Origin of the sequence: Bacillus sp. FSL M7-1020 (assembly GCF_038050415.1) — a bacterium.
GTDB lineage: Bacteria > Bacillota > Bacilli > Bacillales > Bacillaceae_G > Bacillus_A > Bacillus_A toyonensis.
This window is the reverse complement of record NZ_JBBOTW010000001.1, coordinates 696117-715975: the sequence shown is the minus strand read 5'-3', so window position 1 is coordinate 715975 and position 19859 is coordinate 696117. Positions and strand designations below refer to the sequence as shown.

Here is a 19859-nt window from a genome sequence, read left to right as displayed (position 1 = left end):
AAATCTGCCTCCATTAGTTTAATTGGTTTGGTAATAATTTTTCGCTTAATTTAATGTTGTCACGATAGTCAATTGGAATATCAATAATGACAGGACCATCTGCTGCTAATGCTTCTTTTAATACCCCTTCTAATTCATCAGGCGTGTTAACACGAAGACCTAACGCCCCGAAACTTTCTGCATATTTCACAAGATCAACATCGCCAAACTCTGTAGCTGATGTTCTACCGTATTTCATCATTTGTTGGAACGCAACCATATCATATGTACCGTCTCTCCAAACGAGATGTACAACTGGTGCATTTAAACGTACCGCTGTTTCTAACTCCATCGAAGAGAATAAGAAACCACCATCACCTGACACGGAAACAACTTTTTTTCCCGGTTCAACTAAAGTAGCGGCAATTGCCCAAGGTAGTGCAACACCTAACGTTTGCATACCGTTACTAAATAATAGTCTACGTGGTTCATAGGAACGGAAACATCTCGCCATCCAAATAGAATGGGAACCGATGTCACACGTAACAGTTGTATCGTCACTAATTAAAGAACGAAGTGTGCGAATGACTTGAAGCGGATGCGTAACACCTTCAGAAGCGCGGTTTGGAACTTCTGCTTGCTCTGATAACTTCGCGCGTAATCGTTCTAACACTGCTTCTGATTCCGTGCTTAATACAAGTTTCGGTAATTTTTCTGCAATGCTATTTACAGTTAAAGCGATATCGCCAATTAATTCACGCTCTGGTTGGTAATCATGATCGATATCTGCTTGATGGTCATCAAGATGAATGATCGTTCTGTCCCCAAGTTTATTCCAAAATTTCGGATCGTACTCAATTGGATCATAACCGATAGAAATAACGAGATCCGCTTCTTCTAGTAAAATATCACCTGGTTGATTACGGAATAATCCAACGCGGCCGAAGAAATGATCTTCTAACTCACGTGAAATTGCACCAGCTGCTTGATACGTTTCAACGACAGGAAGTTCTGTATCAGCAATTAATTCACGAACAGCTTTCGTCACTTCATTTGTGCTCGCTCTCATACCGAGTAAAATAACTGGTAATTTCGCTGATTTTATTTTTTCTACCACATATGTAATATCATATGTGGGAGCGATTCCAAGCTGTGGCTTAGAAAGCGCACCGATAGACTCTACAGTCGTTTCCGCAGTCATAACATCTTGCGGAAGACTTACTAAAGTTGCTCCCGGATTTGTGGAGGTAGCACTTCGAAATGCATTTGATAGTGCTTCTGGTACGTTATCCGGATGCTCTACTTCTACGCTATATTTTGTGATTGGTTCGAATAGTGCAGCATTATCCATAGATTGATGGGTACGTTTTAATCGATCCGTACGTGGAACTGCACCAGCTAAAGCAACAACGGGATCACTCTCCGCATTCGCAGTAACAAGACCTGTCGCTAAATTTGATGTCCCTGGTCCTGAAGTCACAAGACACACACCCGGTTTCCCTGTTAATCTACCAATAGCAGCTGCCATAAATGCTGCGTTTTGTTCATGACGACAAACGATTAACTCTGGTCCTCTTTCTTGCAATACATCAAATACAGAGTCAATCTTCGCTCCTGGAATACCGAAAACATGTGTAACACCTTGTTTAATTAAACAATCAACAACAAGATCTGCTCCTTTTGTTTTTGTCTTCACGTCGTTTGCTTTTACACCTGTACTCATCAAACTAATCATCCCTTTATTTCATAATGTGTGTAATAAAGATTTTAATTTCACCTAGTTAATTAACGTGGTGAAGTATCATGTATCATTATATTACAAATGCATTATTTTTCCAACAATATGAATTTGACAGTATTTTGACAACCCTTAAAGAATACGCTTACAATTAATTTGTTTTTTAAAATAACATTTACTTTTAAACTTAATTCCCTAAACAAAAAAGACGCCCCATAAAGGAGCGTCTTCCACTATTACGCTTGTTGCGCGCTATATAATTCTTCAAGTGGCTTCATGATAATTTTGTTAACGTCACCGATTACAACGTTTAGGCGTTGCTCAGTTTCCATTAATTTTGTAATTTTAGCATCTTGTTGAATGCGAGCTACAACTTCTTGTGCTTGTTGGTTGTCTTCTTCAGTGATTTCTTGGCCTTGCATCATTTTTTGTTGTAGGCTAAGTTGCATCGTACGGAACTCTTCAAATAAGTTCTTTGAAGCTGCATCTCCTTGTACTGCCGCATAGCTCTCTTTTAAAGTTTTGAAGTCTTCGTTTTCAGCGATTGCTTTTTGTAATTCATATGCTACATCATGAATGTTTTTTGTCATTTTATTTTTCCTCCTTTAGAAGGCTAGCGCTTTTCGCTCACACTGCCTTTTAAGTGCATTTACATACGCACCTCTTCTTACCATATCAAACTATGCAAGAGATGTGAAGAAATTTCACTCTTATTTCTATGTACTTATCTTTACTACCTAAGGAACAACAGTAACAACCCTTGCACGAGTCCAATCATTCCGCCTAATAAGGCACCTAAATACGTAATCATTTTCAGCTCATTTTTTGTAATGGACAGAACTAAATCTTCTAGTCTCTCTGTTGAAAACGTAGACACTTCTTGCTGGACAATTTCCGCAAGATGTAGATTATTTAGTATGGTCTCTACATTTTCTGTCCCCCACTTCAAGCCTTTCGTTACTGCACTTGGAACCACTTTTTCAATGATTGTTTCTCGAACTGGCGCACACACTTGCTGTACAGATTGGTTTAAAAACTTACTCACTGTTTCCTCAACTTTAACTGCAGACAATATGGAGCTTACAATCATTTCTTTTTCTACAAACGTTTCTAATTCTTTTACATCTCTTCCCTTTAACTTTTCCCACTCTTTTTGCAGTACATTAGTTAAAAGCTTTTCCGTACCATCTTGACCTAAAAATTTAATTACTTCTGGCTGCACACGATCCACTACACTTACATTCCCTAGAAACATCCCGACTAAGTTAAGTAATGTTCCACGAGAAGCAAAGAAATCATCAATCATTTTTGAAAGGCGCGCTTTCCCTTCTTCACTTTCAAAAAATTCAATTCCTCGCTCTAAAATAAAAGCCGAGACATTTGGAATGGCATTCTCTATTTTTTCATGTACAGAATGAGGTAAAGCTTGTTCCCATGTATATGTATAGTACTCCGCTAAAAATTCCTGAACTTTTTTTGTAATCACATGCTCGATTTTCCCGGTCGCCTCTTCTTCTACATGTGCTACATTCCATTTTTCTAACATATGTCGCAGTGATTGTTCATTCGTAATGACTTTATCCACTTCCACTTGCACCCAGTGAATTAAACTTTTTTGAAACTCTTCATTTGTTAGCTTTTTTCCGATTCCTTCTGGCGTTAACAAATGCTCGACTACCATTTTCCCTAATTGAACAGCAAGCTCATCACGTCGCTTCGGAATTAATCCAGGTGTAAATGGCAATTGAAACTTTCCAATATAAATAGGACGATGGGGACGAAATAACATTTTTATCGCTAAGTGGTTCGTATATCCTCCAATAATCGCTCCGAGCCCTGTCGTCGTTAACATATTCAACCATATATTCATTACAATCAACCTTTCGCTTCTCCAAAACTATAGCATATCATCATACGGACAAAAGTATAATGGTATAAAAAAGTATTTGCAATATATAGCTTCGCCTATTATGCCAACACTTTGTTAGTAAAGGAGTGATTTCGTTGGTTCTCGGTATTTTAACTTCCCGGCCTCATTATGAGCAAACTTATTACACCGAAATCGCCAAACGCGCTCGGCTTTATCATAATGTCGTTGCCCAGTTTACACCATTTTGTATTGATCCTAAAACAGACCTTGTTTCTGGTCTTATTTATGATACAGATACAGGAAAATGGAAAGAGCAAACATTCCCTATTCCTTCTTATATATACGATCGTTCTTCTTTTAACGAGGATACAGACTTTGAAAAAGCTAAATCAATTATTCATTCATTACACAACCGTCCTTCCACTACCTTTTTAAATAACACACTTATTGACTTAAGCGAACTACATGATTTATTTCTTACTAATAAAAAATTATCTCCTTATATACCAAAATTTGAAATAGCAACGATACAAAACATTTTCAAACTTTTATTAAAAACAAAAGATATTATTATACGTCCTACTCATACACATTCCAATGAAAGTCTGTACCGGATCGCTTATAAAAATAAAACGTTTCATATCGATACAATACATGACGCATATCATAATTCTACTCCAATCAAACGGACAGATGAGTTTATATCTTGGTACACATCTAACATACAATCAACACGTTATATCACCCATACGATGCTACAACCACCGAATCAACTAACGTATCCACTCCACATTCGAACCATTTTGCAAAAAAATAAAGAACAAAAATGGAACGTTATCGGTCAATTTATACAAAAAAGCTCATTTCCGAACCAATTTTTACTTTCCGTAACGGATGATTCCTCGCTGCATTCATTATCAAAAATTAAATATGTACTATCTAATACCGGTGTGCAACTATTACAAGACGCTTTACACGACATTATAAATGAAGTGTTTCAAACATTAGATCAATCTTATTCTTCTTTATTCGAACTAGAACTTTCCACAATTATGGATCAAAAAGGGGCGATTTGGCTTATGTATGTCAACACGATTCCCCCTTACGAACGTTACATTCATCATAATGATTCGTTAGCTGAAAAGATCTTTCACGGACCACTAAAATTTAGCCGCTTTACACCATAACGAAAGGAGGGAATCCCATTTTGAAAGAGCACATATATACATTAAACATTTCAGATGAGCATCCAAATAGTATTACTTTACCTTACATTTTTTCTATTACACCACCTATTACATCCCTTTCCTTCGGCAGACGCCATGTTGCAAGTGAAGAGGTAAAAATTCATTATTCCTTTACTCGTGAAATTATGATTGGAAAACGAATTGCAGAAAAACTTTTACTCCCTCATTCCACTACCATTCATGCCTTTACACAAAATGAAACAATTATTTTCGGACCATTAGTCGGTATTTTCACAACTGGTTTTAACGATGACTCACCTATTCCTTTAGGAAACCGTTCCACATCTCTCAGTGAGTTACTAACACCACCATTTACATTACGACCGTTCGTATTCGTTTTTGGCGTTCAACATATAAACTGGGAAGAAGAAACGATTGATGGGTATTTCTTTCAAGAAGGAAAATGGCTAAAGAAAAAAGTTCCTTTGCCAAATGTCATTTACGATCGACTACCAAATCGTAAAGCAGAAAATTATAAACCAATCGTTAGAGCAAAAAGGAAATTAGAACATGACTATAACATTCCATGGTTTAACCCAGGATTTTTTAATAAATGGGACGTTCATCAACTTCTCATGAAGGACGATTCAATTGTGCCTTTATTACCAAACACAGAGACATTTCAGCACTTCGAACAAGTAGAACGGTTTCTTGGCACATATAAATCAATTTACATGAAACCGATACACGGTAGCTTCGGAAGAAATATTCATCAACTATTTTATTCTCAAACAGAGAATTGCTACTACTGTCGTTATCGCGAAAATGAAGAGAATAAACTAAGAAAGTATCAATCATTAGAAACACTTCTGAACCACGTATTAAAAGGACATGATTTAAAGAAGTTTATCGTACAGCAAGGTATTTCTTTACTTCGCTTCGACGGGCAACCTGTTGATTTTCGCATTCATACAAATAAAAACCATTTCGGTAATTGGGTCGTCAGTGCCATCGTCGCCAAAATTGCTGGCAAAGGTAGCTTAACTACACATGTAAATAGCGGTGGTGATACAAAATTACTACAAGAACTTTTTCCAGATTCAACGAAACAAGTTCAAATTGAAAATAAATTAAAACAAACAGCCTTGCAAATAAGTTACGCGCTCGATGGGCAAGTAACTGGGAACATTGGAGAAATCGGTTTTGATATTGGTTTAGACATGCAGGAAAATCCGTGGCTATTTGAAGCAAACTCAAAACCTGGGCGAACTGTATTCCAAGATGAAAAGTTAAAAGAACAAAGTGAACTGACGCGCCAATTATTTTACGAATATGCTATCTACTTAACTGAACATTCTTTGCGCGATGCAAAAGAAAAAATGTCCCAAATGAAATTAGGGACTTCATCAAACACCGAAAATATCCCTTCTCCCATGATTCACTCACAAATACGAAAACAAAAACTTCCACCTCATTCATAAGGTGGAAGTTTTCTATTTACACAAGTTTTACTACAACCTCAGTTTCCACGTTACATACTCCGCAATAAAAAATATGATTGCAATATTCTTGTGAATGATTATGTGTTAATCCATCTACCTCACTTAATAATTCCTGATCCATATACGCACTATAATCGTCTATGTAATCTACAGTTTTCCCATAATCTTGGAGTATACCTTGGCAATTTTGACAAGAATAGGTTTGTGATTCGAATGCGTTGCAAAGCGGGCAAATCCCCATCATGATTCCTCCATACATTTTCGTTTAACATCATTTAAAGTTCTTTCTTTTTAGGTTGAAGAAAGCATCTAGCCATGAGTAGATACGGTCAGTTCCTTTCTTTCCCTTTCCCTTTCCATGCCCCATCCCTAGTTAAACCAGAAATGAGAAGTTAATGCCTTTTTAGTTTTTATATTACTAAGCTGCAATTGTAATGTATCTCACTTTCATAAACCATCAATAAAAAGCTAATTATTAGCCCTAACATAGTAGGGTTCAAAGAGAACACCATATTTAATATCGCTCTTAGTTTAGCCTTCTTTCTTAAAAATACAACGATTACTCTTATTTCATAATTTACGAAATCACTACGTTTTTTTGACAAAATTTACAAATTATTATTTTGTATATCTTTCTAGGTAACATCCATACTATGAGTACAAACTTAATTACCGATGGATTAGCGCCAAACGGGGCGATAATATCTGGTTCAAATCCAGCTAGTCCAACCAAAAAAATTTTTATAACTCTAAGGAGGATATATTCCTATGGCAAACCAAAGTTCTTACAATCAATTAGTAGTACCAGGAGCAACAGCTGCAATCGATCAAATGAAGTACGAAATCGCTCAAGAATTTGGTGTACAATTAGGAGCAGATTCTACGGCTCGTGCTAACGGTTCTGTTGGTGGAGAAATCACAAAACGTCTAGTTGCAATGGCTGAGCAAAGCCTTGGCGGATTCCAAAAATAAATATATATGGCAAAAAGGTCTCAAGGCATATGCCTTGAGACCTTTCTTAATTATTGAAGCATTTGTAAAAACTTCTTCGTGCGTTCTTCTTTTGGATTTGTAAATACATCTTCTGGTGTACCTTGTTCGACAACGACACCGCCATCCATAAAAATAACGCGATTCGCAATTTGATGAGCAAAACGCATCTCATGCGTTACAATAACCATCGTCATGCCTTCTTTAGCAAGTTCTTTCATTACCTTTAGAACTTCTTGAACGAGTTCAGGATCAAGTGCTGACGTCGGTTCATCAAATAGTAACACTTCCGGCTCCATCGCAAGCGCGCGAGCAATTCCAACGCGCTGTTGTTGTCCGCCTGATAATTGGAACGGATATAAATCCACTTTATCTGCTAAACCAACTTTTTCAAGGAAATAGTTTGCTTTTTTCTTCGCTTCTTCTTTCCCCATCTTTTTCACTGTAACGAGCCCTTCCATTACATTTTGAATGGCTGTTAAATGCGGGAATAAGTTATGATGTTGGAACACCATTCCTGTTTGTGTACGAAGATTTACAATATCTTTCTTCGATACTTTTTGAGCGAAATCAAGCTCTTTATTGCCGATACGAATGCTACCAGCGTTCGGTGTTTCTAGAACGTTTAGACAACGTAGAAACGTCGTTTTACCAGATCCAGAAGGTCCGATAATAACAACAACTTCACCCTTCTCAACTGATAGATCTATATGCTTTAGTACGGTATTATCTCCGAAACTTTTTTGTAAGTGCTGAATTGAAATCATAAAAACAAAAACTCCTTTTGTAAAAGGATTATTTTAATGTGTAGCGTTCTGAACGCTTTTCTAACATCTGTTGTACGATTGATAATAAGAAACAAATAACCCAATAAATAAGACCTGCTTCAAAATAAACAATTAAAAACTCATAGTTCATTGCCGCAATTTCCTGCGCTTTTCGGAACATTTCTGTTACTAAAATTAACGATGCTAATGAAGTATCCTTCACTAAGCTAATAAATGTATTCGAAAGCGGCGGAATTGATACGCGCGTTGCTTGCGGTAAAATAACACGTTTTAATGCTTGTGGATATGTCATCCCAATTGTATAAGCTGCTTCCCACTGTCCTTTCGGAATTGAAAGGATAGAAGCACGAATAATTTCAGATGCATACGCACCAACATTTAATGAAAATCCAATAACTGCTGCTGTATACGGCTCAACTTCAATATTAAGAGTTGGAAGACCATAGAAAATAATAAATAACTGTACAAGAAGTGGCGTTCCGCGAATGATAGATACATAGATACGAGCAATCCATTGTAAAATACGACTACCTGAAATACGCGCGAGCGCTGTTAACGTCGCCAGTATAATTCCGATAATGAATGTAATAAGCGTTAATGGAATTGTCGTAAAGACAGCTTCCTTCAGCATAGGCATGAAGGAAGACTGCATAATATCTATCCAAGTAGACAATCGATCTGAAACCAATGCACTACTTAGATACATTTTCACCGAACCATTTTTTCGCTATTTTGTCGTACGTACCATCTTTTTTCATATCTTCTAACGCTTTATCAACTTCTTGTACAAGCTTATTGCTACCTTTACGGAATAAGAATCCACTTTGTGAAGCTTCTTTTTCTGTATCTACAATTTTAATTTTTGCATCTTTTTTCGTTTCTAAGTAGTTTAATACTGATAACTTATCATTAATTGTGAAATCAACACGGCCAGTGTTTAACAATTCTGCCGCTTGGCTAAAGCCTTCTACGTTAGTAATTTCCGCACCATTTTTCTTAGCAATATCTGCATAGTTACTTGTTAAAGATTGCGCTGCTTTTAACCCTTTTACATCAGCAAATGTAGCAGGTTTATCTTTATCTTTTGCAATAACTAATACTGCTGAAGATGAAACGTATGGTTTAGAGAAATCATATTTCTTTTGACGATCTTCACGAATACCAACTTCGTTCGCAACCATATCGAAACGCTTCGCATCTAAACCAGCAAGTAAGCTATCCCATTGTGTTTCTTTAAATACAGGTTTTACACCTAAACGTTTTGCAACTTCTTCTGCTAATTCAACGTCAAATCCAGTTAATTTATTGCTTGAATCGTGGAACGTAAATGGTGGATATGTACCTTCTGTACCAATTACAAGTTCACCGCTTTGTTTAATCTTTTGTAATGCGTCTTGACTAGCTGTATCTTTTTTCTCTTCTTTACCGCAGCCGGCTACAATCCCGATCGCTAATGTAGTTACTGCAAGCACTGAAAATAATTTTTTCATGATGGTAATCCTCCAAGTATTCTGATAGGAATTTAAAAACTATATTGATTGTATGCAATCTTGAACAATTTTTCAATGAAAATGTTCTTATTTAGTTTATCCTTTTTCTTCATAATCAAACAAAATGGAAAAATAACGCTACATACAAAAAATAAGTAACATTTTTTAATATAGCATTAATTGTAGGAAAGGTAAAATAATACTTCTTATTATGTACCTTTATCGCCGACATTTTGCCAACAAAAAAGAACTTGCGACAATCGCAAGTTCTTCCCCGCATTAAGCGCTCTGGTTCCCTTCCATTTGCGTTTTGTACATATCATAATAACGCCCACGCTTTTTCATTAATTCATCATGAGAACCTTTTTCTAAGATTGTTCCTCTATCGAGTACAATAATTTGATCCGCACTTTTAATCGTTGAAAGACGGTGAGCGATAATAAACGTCGTTCTCCCTTTTTTCACAACTTCTAGCGCTTGTTGAATCATTGCCTCTGTCTCTGTATCAATACTAGATGTTGCTTCATCTAAAATTAAAATGGCTGGATCAAAAGCGAGTGCTCTAGCAAACGATATAAGCTGACGTTCTCCGGTTGAAAGTGTACTTCCTTTCTCCGTAATTTCTTCGTTTATATTGTTCGCAAACCTTTCCGCACCCACATCACGTAATGCTTTTACGATGCGATCTTTTGAAATTTTTTCGTTCTCTAAGCTTACATTGGAAGCGACCGTCCCGCTAAATAAAAACGGATCTTGTAATACGATTCCCATATGCTCACGAGTTGCTTGTTTCGGCATTTCTTTTACATCGTGACCGTCAATCGTAAGCTTTCCTTTTTCAAACTCATAAAATTGAAAGAGTACATTCATAATGGAACTTTTTCCTGATCCAGTATGACCGACAAGTGCTACTGTCTCGCCTTGTTTCGCTTCAAAAGAAATATTTTTTAGCACTTCATCTTTTCCATTATAAGAAAACGAAACATTATCAAACTTCACATTTCCTTGCAAGCGAGGCATGCGCTCTTCTTCCACTGCCTCTCCCTTTTCCTCTAGCAATTCGAAGACACGCTCTGACGCAACGCGCGATTGTTCTAAGTTAGCAAGCTGATTTACCATATTTGTAATTGGTGAGAACAATCTCGTTAAATAATCGACAAACGCATACAGTATCCCTAGAGAAATGATGCCTGAAGCACTTAATGAAGCTCCCCCAAAATACCAAATCACACCTGTGAAAGCGATATTTCGTAATACAGACACTAAGTTATGCGAAGTTGCTGCATTTAAATTTAAAATTTTATTTTGATACTTAAAATAATCGCCATTTAATTCTTCAAACTCTTTTTTCGTTTCACGTTCTTGACGGAACGTTTGAATAATTGGCATCCCTTGAATCGATTCATTCACTGTACCGTTAATATCGGATAAACGTGAACGCATTTTATGATTGTATACAGATGCATACTTTCTATATAAAATCGCCCAAACAATTAAAATCGGGATAATTAATAAACAGAACGACGCAAGTTTCACATCGAGTAAAAATAGCGCTGCAAATATCCCGATAATATAAATGATACTAGAGACGAATGTCGCAAGCACTGTTACGTATAAATCCCGAATCGCCTCTGTATCATTCGTTACACGCGAAACGATTTTCCCTGCTGGTAAATGATCAAAGTACCTGATCGGTAACGTTTGAATATGAGAGAAGACGTCTTCCCTCATAATTTGAATAATTTTGTTTGCTGCCTTCTGTAAAAAAAACTGCTTTCCATATGCAAATAATGACACAATTACTAATAGAGCAAAATAGCCTCCACCAAGTAATAGTAGGGGGTTTATTTCTGGCTTATAAAACGCAAACACTTCTTCCTTCGTTAATGCTTTCGCTTTATACACTTGCACCGCCTTACCATTTTGAATGGTAATCATATCCCCTTTCACAGAACGTGACCCTTCAATATTTACTTTATTTGGTACAAAGTAATATTGAAAACCGACTTGCATCACGCGTACTTCTTTTCCTTTTTTCTCACCTTGTTCAAAGCGATCACTTCGCTTATAATAGGCGCCATTATATGAAACAGCATCTTCACTCTTTTCTGTCTCATACCAAGATTTTTCTATCGCGACGATATGATCGTCAATCATCGTTTTAGCGACGAACGGACCGGCAAGCTCAGCGATAACGAAAATAAATAACATCGCCATCGCTGCAAAAATCGTCCCTTTTACTTTCATCGCATATTGAAACAATCGTTTTGAAACACTCATATTTTCACCCCACTATCCGCACTCTCATTTTCACCTTGTTGTCTTTCAAACTGCTCAGCATACCAGCCTCCGTTTCGAAGTAACTGGTCATGCGTGCCTTCTTCCATAACTTCGCCGTCATCCATAACGAGAATCCAATCTGCATGTTGTACGGCAGATAAACGGTGCGTCGTAATAATCGTCGTCTTTCCGCTTCTTTCCGTTCTTATATTTTCAATGATCGCCGCTTCCGTACGAGCATCGACGGCTGATAACGAATCGTCCAAAATTAATATTTCTGGATTTTGAATAACCGCTCTCGCAATCGAAATCCTTTGCTTTTGCCCTCCTGATAACGAAACACCTTTCTCTCCAACGAGCGTTTCTAATCCTTCTGGTAAAAACTCTAAGTCTTTTGTAAACGCAGCAATTTCAATGGCTTTCTCGAGCTCTTCTTCAGTCGCTTCCCTGTTTCCGAATAAAATATTTTCCCTCGCTGTTTTTGAGAATAAAATGTGCTCCTGAGGTACATATCCAATCCACCCGAGTACATTATCACTCGTCATTTTATCTAATGTCACATCAGAAACTGCAATATCCCCTTCTCCAAGCGGATATTGACGAAGAAGCTGACGTACAAGCGTCGTTTTTCCGCTTCCTGTTTTTCCGACAACCCCTAGCGTTTCTCCTTGTTTTAATGTAAAAGAAACCTTTTTTAAATTTTCTTCAGCTGATGAAGGATAGGAAAAAGAAACTTCATCAAACTGAATATAATCAGGATCTTGTACAAGCTTTGGATTTTTCGGATTCTTTACATCTGGTTCATATGCTAACGTTTCATTCACACGATCTAACGAAGCATTTCCTCTTTGCATAACATTAATTAATTCGCCAATTGCAAACATCGGCCAAATCATCATCCCTAAATACACGTTAAAGGAAACGAGCTCACCAAGTGTCACCTTTGATTGAAATACAAGGTATGCACCATACACTAAACCAATTAAATAACTAAGTCCGACAAGCATTTTCACAGTTGGTTGGAATAACGCATCGATTCTTGCTACCTTCATATTTTTTTCGTAGACGTCATCTCCTAAATGATGAAATCTTTCCTGATCTGCGTTCTCTTGTACGTATGCACGAATCACCCGCACGCCAGCAATTGATTCAAGTACTTTATCATTCATATCACCGAACGCATCTTGCGCAACTGTAAACCTTTCATGCAATTTCTTTCCATATATATTCATCGCATATGCCATAATTGGCAGCGGTATAAGGGCCGCTAATGTAAGCTCCCAACTTATTGTAAATCCCATCATAAAAACGATTGTAAGCATATATAAACTAGAATCTACAAGCGTTAATATACCGAAACCAGCTGTCATAGCGATTGCTTTTAAATCGTTTGTTGCTCTCGCCATTAAATCGCCAGTACGATTTTTTTGATAAAACGTCGGTGTCATCTTGAGTAAATGCCCCATAAATTTCGAGCGCATCGTCTTCTCAAGTACGAACGCACCTCCAAATAATTGATGCTGCCAAACAAAAGTAAGGCCATATCCAACTATCGTAACTCCTATTAAAATAAGAATAGATTCCATAATTGCTGCATTCGTTAACGTTCCTGTTTTTATATTATCAATCGTAACCCCTAGTACTTTTGGGGGAATAACTTCAACTATATTTACAATTAAAAGCGCACCAATTGCGATACTATATCTCTTCCAATGCTCTTTAAAAAACCATCTTAACTTTAGTAATACTGAAAACAATGTAACCTCTCCCTTCTCGTTTTCGTTTCACTCTCATTTCTTTATCCGCTATCCAAACCAATCACATTTACATTTCGTAACCCATACAATCTCATCACATTTTTCCACCTTCCAAATTTCAGTTTTATAGTAACCATACAAAGTATGGAAACAAGCAAATTGGACAAAAAAAAGCATACCGTCGCTTGACGATATGCACAAGAATGCATAAAAGCGTACGTTACGATATACGCAACGTACGCTTTTTATAAGACAAAAATGCCCTATATATCCGTACGGGTTGCGTAATGATATGAATGTTTTCTGTTATTTAACAGAGCTAAGCCCATTACATTTACGATTACAATCATTACGCACACCCCTTTCATTTATTTTCCATTTATTATCTTACAACTATATTGAGTATTCTGTCAATTGTTTTTTTCGTTATAGAGTAAGATAGTCTTTTATCACAAAAAAATGAAGAATGGTTCATAACACGATAAATAAGTTAGAAATAAGGGAATCTTCTGTAAGAAAGGGCATACAAAATAAAAAAAGAATAAGAAATCGTTTTCACAAACATTTCATTTGAAAAATATTATCAAACCCCCTACAATCACCTTATACTCACTCTTACAAGTTGCTATTTTAGGAGGACTAATCATGACAACTAGCAATACGTACAAATTTTATTTAAACGGAGAATGGAGAGAAAGCTCTTCAGGACAAACAATCGACATTCCATCTCCATACTTACACGAAGTAATTGGTCAAGTACAAGCAATTACTCGCGGAGAAGTAGATGAAGCAATTGCATCTGCAAAAGAAGCTCAAAAATCATGGGCTGAAGCTTCTCTACAAGATCGCGCAAAATATTTATATAAATGGGCTGATGAGCTCGTAAATATGCAAGATGAAATTGCCGATATTATTATGAAAGAAGTCGGTAAAGGATATAAAGATGCGAAGAAAGAAGTTGTTCGTACAGCTGACTTCATTCGTTACACAATTGAAGAAGCTTTACATATGCACGGAGAAAGCATGATGGGCGATAGCTTCCCTGGCGGAACAAAATCAAAACTTGCGATTATCCAACGCGCACCACTTGGTGTTGTATTAGCAATCGCACCGTTTAACTACCCAGTAAACTTATCTGCTGCAAAACTTGCACCAGCATTAATTATGGGTAACGCTGTTATTTTCAAACCAGCAACTCAAGGTGCAATTAGCGGTATTAAAATGGTGGAAGCACTTCATAAAGCTGGCCTTCCAAAAGGTCTTGTAAACGTAGCTACAGGACGCGGTTCTGTAATTGGTGACTACTTAGTAGAACACGAAGGTATCAATATGGTATCGTTCACAGGTGGTACAAACACAGGTAAACATTTAGCGAAAAAAGCTGCAATGATTCCACTTGTATTAGAACTTGGTGGGAAAGACCCTGGTATCGTTCGTGAAGATGCTGACTTACAAGATGCTGCAAACCATATCGTAAGCGGTGCATTCTCTTACTCTGGTCAACGTTGTACAGCTATTAAACGTGTACTTGTACACGAAAACGTAGCAGACGAGCTTGTTGACTTAGTAAAAGCGCAAGTAGCTGAACTATCAGTTGGATCTCCAGAACAAGACAGCACAATCGTTCCATTAATTGACGATAAATCTGCTGACTTCGTTCAAGGTTTAGTTGACGATGCTGTTGAAAAAGGTGCAACAATCGTTATCGGTAACAAACGTGAGCGTAACTTAATTTACCCAACATTAATCGACCACGTAACAGAAGAAATGAAAGTTGCTTGGGAAGAGCCATTCGGCCCAATCCTTCCAATCATCCGCGTTTCTTCAGATGAGCAAGCAATTGAAATTGCTAACAAATCAGAGTTCGGCTTACAAGCAAGTGTCTTCACAAAAGACATTAACAAAGCATTTGCAATTGCTAACAAAATCGAAACTGGTTCTGTTCAAATTAACGGACGCACAGAGCGCGGACCTGATCACTTCCCATTCATCGGTGTAAAAGGTTCAGGTATGGGCGCACAAGGTATTCGTAAGAGCCTTGAGTCTATGACACGTGAAAAAGTAACTGTATTGAACTTAGTTTAATCTTATATAGAAGCTGATCTAGTTTTAGATCAGCTTCTTTTTATTTCACGAGTTGTTTTTCCATAGGTAAATTCACACATTCTACAGAAATTTCATATCCTAGCCAACGCTCAGCAATATGTTCAAATGATAAAACAGAGCCTGTTGTAAAAAATCGATGCTTCGGATTCAAATTGTCAGACAGGATTCCTTTGTGCTGTAAAATTGCGCTTAATTCTATCGCTGTTTCTTCTGCAGAACTAATAATCGTTACATCTTCTCCTAGTTCCTTTTTTATATAGGACTCTAAAAGTGGATAATGCGTACACCCAAGAATTAACGTATCTATATCTTCTTTCGTTAATGGCAGTAAAGCTTGTTTCACTTGCTGCGTTACATATGCTGTATCTTCTAATTGATTTTCTACAACTGTAGCTAAAGTCGGGCACGCGTGACTATGCACTTCCAAATATGTATCAAGCTCGTGTAATGCTTTTTCGTACATATTAGACTGTATCGTACCTACAGTTCCAATTACTCCGATTTCCCCTTTCTTTGTCACTTTAATTGCCGCTCTTGCTCCCGGATGTATAACGCCAATAACCGGAATAGACAGTGCTTCTTGCAGCGCAGTCAATGCAGCAGCTGCAGCAGTATTACATGCTACCACTAGCGCTTTTAACGGAAACTGTTTGAGGAACTCAACCATTTCAAATACGAAAGATTGTACCTCTTCTACACTTCTTGGCCCATACGGACAACGCTCATTATCACCAATATAATAAATGCTCTCTTTAGGCAATTGTCTTATAATTTCACTCGCAACTGTTAATCCCCCAACTCCCGAATCTAGCACACCTATTACTGAATGTTTATGACATACAGACATATACTTCATCCCCTTCTCAATCTTCTAGCGTCAATAACATTTATTATATTATGAAAATTCAATATTACATAATAATCCCTCTCTCTTTTAATCACAAACTCTTCTCTATAATCTGATTATTACTATATCCATTGACGTATAAAAATACATTTGTTACTCTTAAATACGTTAATTTAATATTTAAATCCTCATTCGTATCTCGGTGAGGTAGAGGTTGCAGTCATTAAGAGTATCATTTCAGGAGATGTAGTGGCATTGATGAAGAAATGGGAAAGGAATGATTGCCGAAGTAAGTCGTGTCCACCATGCACACTTGCTGGGTCTGCATTTAATAAGTGCAGAACTGTCACAAACGTTTCGTTTGTGGAGAGCTATCGAGAGGTATGTCGTGGGTTTCTTATAAGATAGAAAGCATGTAGCGGCAGATTACGTGCTTTTTTTGTTTTGTTTGGGACTTCTCTTCTCTAATCGGAAGACATACATATCTCCTCGCTTGACTTGGTTATACTAACTTTGGAGGTATTTTCTATGCAACAAAAAAAATGGGGCTTTTGGGTACTAACAGCTTTCGTTGTCGGTAATATGGTTGGCGCTGGTATTTTCATGGTGCCAAGTACATTGGCACAAACAGCAAGCCCACTCGGTGTCACTTTAGCTTGGTTAACAACAGGGTTTGGTGTTTTAATGCTAGCTCTTGTTTTCGGTAATTTAGCAATTCGTCGTCCTGATTTAACGACAGGACCACAAAGTCATGCATATGCTTTATTCTCAACACCAAAAAAGAAAAAAATGGCTGGTTTCAGTATGGTATGGGGATATTGGGTTGCAAACTGGGCAAGTAACGTTGCTATTATTACATCTTTCGCGGGATATTTATCACTCTTCTTCCCAATTATGAAAGATACACGACTACTATTTTCAATCGGTTCGTTTAACATAGAAGTCGGAAAACTAATTACATTTACGATTTGTTCCATCTTACTTTGGGGAACTCATATTATATTAACTAATGGTGTAAGCGGAGCTGGAAAGCTAAACTTCTTAGCAACAACAACGAAAGTGACTGGATTCCTTTTATTTATCGTCGTTACGTTATTTGCATTCGAAGCTTCTAAGTTTGGACAATGGTACACACCGATGATCGATAAATCAGGTGTATCACACGGTCTTCTTTCACAAGTAAATTTAGCCGCTCTTACAACGCTTTGGGCGTTTATCGGAATTGAATCAGCCGTTCTTTTATCAAACCGGGCTGTTTCTCCAAAAACGGTAAAACGGGCAACAGTTGCGGGATTACTTATTACAGTTGCAATTTACTTAGGAATTACAATTTTAACAATGGGTGTCCTTCACGTTGATACATTACAAGCTTCTGAACGTCCGTTAGCAGATGCACTAAATGCTGCAATGGGTCATGGCGGCGGGAAACTGATGGCATTACTTGCTCTTACTTCCCTATTCGGTTCTATCTTAGGCTGGATTTTATTAAGCTCAGAAGTACCGTATCAAGCAGCAAAAGAAGGTTTCTTCCCTTCCTTCTTCACAAAAACAAATAAAAAAGGAAGTCCAATTTATTCATTACGATTAACAAACATTATGTCGCAAGTGTTCCTATTCTCAACATTATCAGGAACCATTGCGGAAGCTTATACATTCGTTATTACCGTATCAACACTGGCCTACCTCATTCCATATCTCGTTTCACCGATCTTCCAGTTAAAACTAGTCGCAACTGGTGAAACGTATAAAAATGAAATGCGGGCAAGAATTACGGATGGTATAGTCGCAGTTATTGCACTTTGCTACGCACTATGGGTTATTAAAACGGGCGCATCCGATATAAAAACGTTCCTTCTCGGAATTGGTTTATTCGTAATCGGCTTTGCCTTCTATCCATTAATGAATCGTGATCAGAAAAAAAATAACGAAAAGAAAAACGGGCAAGTTGCATAACGCAATTTGCTCGTTTTTTCTTTTGTAAAACATATATAATAGAACAAAGAGGTGAAAAACATGTCAATTGAATCACTATGGAGCAGTCGCTTCCAACAACATATGCAAAACATCATTACATACTTTGCACGTATGATTAACGGTTTATTATATAGCTTTATCTTTATTTCATGCGTTGGTGCATACTACTATGCTCAGTTTCTAAAAGCATCTCCTTCTAAAGGAATATCTTTACTACTCATCACGATTGTACTTACATTCATTATAACGAGATGCCCGATCCGTACATTTATTCAAAAACCTGATGCTGTCTATTTGCTTGCATTAGAAGAGAAACTAACATCTTATTTTAAAAAATCTCTTCTATATAATTACATCATTCAGATTTTCCCATTATTATTTACGTTCCTTATTCTCGTTCCGCTTGCTATGCAATCATTACAATTAACTGTACCGTTCTTATGTACAATCTTTATCGTTTTAATGATTACGAAAGCTTGGAACCTGTACATATATTGGATGTGGCGTGATAGCCATGAAAAAAACATATGGTTCATTATTCGTATTGCTTGTAACGTCCTAATCATTTACATGCTATTTTACTCGGCACATGTTCTCATATTAGGCGGATTGCTCTTACTACTTGCTTTCCTACTTCTATATACGAAAAAACAGCCTACAAAACGAATACCGTGGGATTACATAATCGAGCAAGAAGAAAAAATGGATGTTCGCTTTTATCAATTTGCTAGCATCTTTACTGATGTTCCGCAACTTAATAAGCAAGTAAACAAAAGAAAATGGCTTACAAATTGGATTGAACCTTTATTACATAAAAAACGAGCAACTTTCTTCTATTTACATACACTAGCATTTTTACGCGGGAATGATTATTTCGGTATATATATTAGCTTAGGGCTGATTGGTGCCTTCGCCTTATATTTTATACCAAACACATACGTAAAAGGCGCTATCGCATATATCGTCCTATATATGATTTCTATGCAGCTTCGTTCCCTCTGGAAATATTTTTCGGGAAATATTATTGTAGCATTGTATCCGATTGATACTGAAAAACGAATGAATCAATTTCTTCGCTTAATCTTTATATTACTAAGCATTCAACTCATTGTATTTTCGAGTGTTATACTCATTGCTACAGGTCAATTACTACATACCTTGATTATTATGATAATCGGGGTAATCTGGATTAAATTTATTATTGTACCAAAAACGAAGCAACGTGTTTCTTCGTTTTAACGAAAAGAATTATCTTAAAAGCCAAGGAGAAAATAAATTATCTCCTTGGCTTTTTTATTTTTCTTCCTCAAACAACCGATATTTTATGATTTTTACATACAAAAACGATAAT

16 protein-coding genes and 1 riboswitch are annotated in these 19859 nt (G+C 36.9%); of the genes, 6 read left to right on the top strand and 10 right to left on the bottom strand.

Annotated features, from left to right (window positions below; translation table 11 throughout):
* Positions 1 to 13: 13 nt before the first annotated feature.
* From alsS to MHB70_RS03580, 3 genes are all read right to left on the bottom strand, one after another.
* Positions 14 to 1702, bottom strand: a complete 1689-nt coding sequence (alsS, locus tag MHB70_RS03590; protein WP_000103539.1) for an acetolactate synthase AlsS — start codon at positions 1700 to 1702, stop codon at positions 14 to 16.
* Between the two features lie 251 nt (positions 1703 to 1953).
* Positions 1954 to 2307: a YlbF/YmcA family competence regulator gene (locus tag MHB70_RS03585; protein ID WP_000164615.1), complete on the bottom strand. Its 354-nt coding sequence runs from the start codon at positions 2305 to 2307 to the stop codon at positions 1954 to 1956.
* 143 nt (positions 2308 to 2450) lie between these two features.
* Positions 2451 to 3587 carry a DUF445 domain-containing protein gene (locus MHB70_RS03580; protein WP_023441161.1) on the bottom strand — a complete coding sequence of 379 codons (1137 nt, stop codon included), beginning with the start codon at positions 3585 to 3587 and terminating at the stop codon, positions 2451 to 2453.
* A gap of 134 nt (positions 3588 to 3721) precedes the next feature.
* On the opposite strand from MHB70_RS03580, the gene MHB70_RS03575 reads away from it, so the two are divergent.
* On the top strand, positions 3722 to 4774 hold the full coding sequence (locus MHB70_RS03575) for a YheC/YheD family endospore coat-associated protein (RefSeq protein WP_000242732.1): 1053 nt from the start codon (positions 3722 to 3724) through the stop codon (positions 4772 to 4774).
* Positions 4775 to 4794: 20 nt separating this feature from the next.
* Complete coding sequence (locus MHB70_RS03570; RefSeq protein ID WP_016107900.1) at positions 4795 to 6255, top strand: YheC/YheD family endospore coat-associated protein; 1461 nt, start codon at positions 4795 to 4797, stop codon at positions 6253 to 6255.
* A gap of 16 nt (positions 6256 to 6271) precedes the next feature.
* Here MHB70_RS03570 and MHB70_RS03565 read toward each other — a convergent pair whose 3' ends face one another.
* A complete protein-coding gene (locus tag MHB70_RS03565) occupies positions 6272 to 6517 on the bottom strand; it encodes a hypothetical protein (RefSeq protein ID WP_000510453.1) in 246 nt (81 codons plus the stop codon).
* A gap of 527 nt (positions 6518 to 7044) precedes the next feature.
* Here MHB70_RS03565 and sasP point away from each other — a divergent pair.
* Entirely contained in the window at positions 7045 to 7248 is a 204-nt protein-coding gene (gene sasP, locus MHB70_RS03560; protein ID WP_000013349.1) for a small acid-soluble spore protein, SasP family, read from the top strand.
* A 50-nt stretch (positions 7249 to 7298) separates the two neighbouring features.
* On the opposite strand, the gene MHB70_RS03555 is transcribed toward sasP, so the two are convergent.
* The 5 genes from MHB70_RS03555 to MHB70_RS03535 all read right to left on the bottom strand — a co-directional run bounded on the left by MHB70_RS03555 (position 7299) and on the right by MHB70_RS03535 (position 13581).
* Positions 7299 to 8033: an amino acid ABC transporter ATP-binding protein gene (locus MHB70_RS03555; protein ID WP_000623596.1), complete on the bottom strand. Its 735-nt coding sequence runs from the start codon at positions 8031 to 8033 to the stop codon at positions 7299 to 7301.
* 28 nt (positions 8034 to 8061) lie between these two features.
* Complete coding sequence (locus MHB70_RS03550; RefSeq protein ID WP_000281495.1) at positions 8062 to 8760, bottom strand: amino acid ABC transporter permease; 699 nt, start codon at positions 8758 to 8760, stop codon at positions 8062 to 8064.
* Complete coding sequence (locus MHB70_RS03545) at positions 8747 to 9544, bottom strand: amino acid ABC transporter substrate-binding protein (RefSeq protein ID WP_061529755.1); 798 nt, start codon at positions 9542 to 9544, stop codon at positions 8747 to 8749. Before MHB70_RS03545 ends, MHB70_RS03550 begins: the two co-directional genes overlap by 14 nt.
* Positions 9545 to 9823: 279 nt before the next feature.
* Positions 9824 to 11824 (bottom strand): ABC transporter ATP-binding protein, encoded by a 2001-nt coding sequence (locus MHB70_RS03540; RefSeq protein ID WP_000116604.1) that lies wholly within the window; start codon positions 11822 to 11824, stop codon positions 9824 to 9826.
* Complete coding sequence (locus MHB70_RS03535) at positions 11821 to 13581, bottom strand: ABC transporter ATP-binding protein (protein WP_000493209.1); 1761 nt, start codon at positions 13579 to 13581, stop codon at positions 11821 to 11823. The genes MHB70_RS03540 and MHB70_RS03535 overlap by 4 nt, the downstream gene beginning before the upstream one ends.
* Before the next feature lie 645 nt (positions 13582 to 14226).
* On the opposite strand from MHB70_RS03535, the gene gapN reads away from it, so the two are divergent.
* On the top strand, positions 14227 to 15666 hold the full coding sequence (gene gapN / locus MHB70_RS03530; RefSeq protein WP_000213647.1) for an NADP-dependent glyceraldehyde-3-phosphate dehydrogenase: 1440 nt from the start codon (positions 14227 to 14229) through the stop codon (positions 15664 to 15666).
* A gap of 40 nt (positions 15667 to 15706) precedes the next feature.
* Here gapN and racE read toward each other — a convergent pair whose 3' ends face one another.
* Positions 15707 to 16534: a glutamate racemase gene (racE, locus tag MHB70_RS03525; protein ID WP_061529754.1), complete on the bottom strand. Its 828-nt coding sequence runs from the start codon at positions 16532 to 16534 to the stop codon at positions 15707 to 15709.
* A gap of 200 nt (positions 16535 to 16734) precedes the next feature.
* Positions 16735 to 16916, top strand: a riboswitch (Lysine riboswitch).
* A gap of 146 nt (positions 16917 to 17062) precedes the next feature.
* On the opposite strand from racE, the gene MHB70_RS03520 reads away from it, so the two are divergent.
* Together MHB70_RS03520 and MHB70_RS03515 are read left to right on the top strand one after the other, a co-directional pair.
* Positions 17063 to 18487 (top strand): amino acid permease, encoded by a 1425-nt coding sequence (locus tag MHB70_RS03520; RefSeq protein ID WP_001186296.1) that lies wholly within the window; start codon positions 17063 to 17065, stop codon positions 18485 to 18487.
* 60 nt (positions 18488 to 18547) lie between these two features.
* A complete protein-coding gene (locus MHB70_RS03515) occupies positions 18548 to 19747 on the top strand; it encodes an ABC transporter permease (protein ID WP_061529753.1) in 1200 nt (399 codons plus the stop codon).
* Positions 19748 to 19859 lie beyond the last annotated feature (112 nt).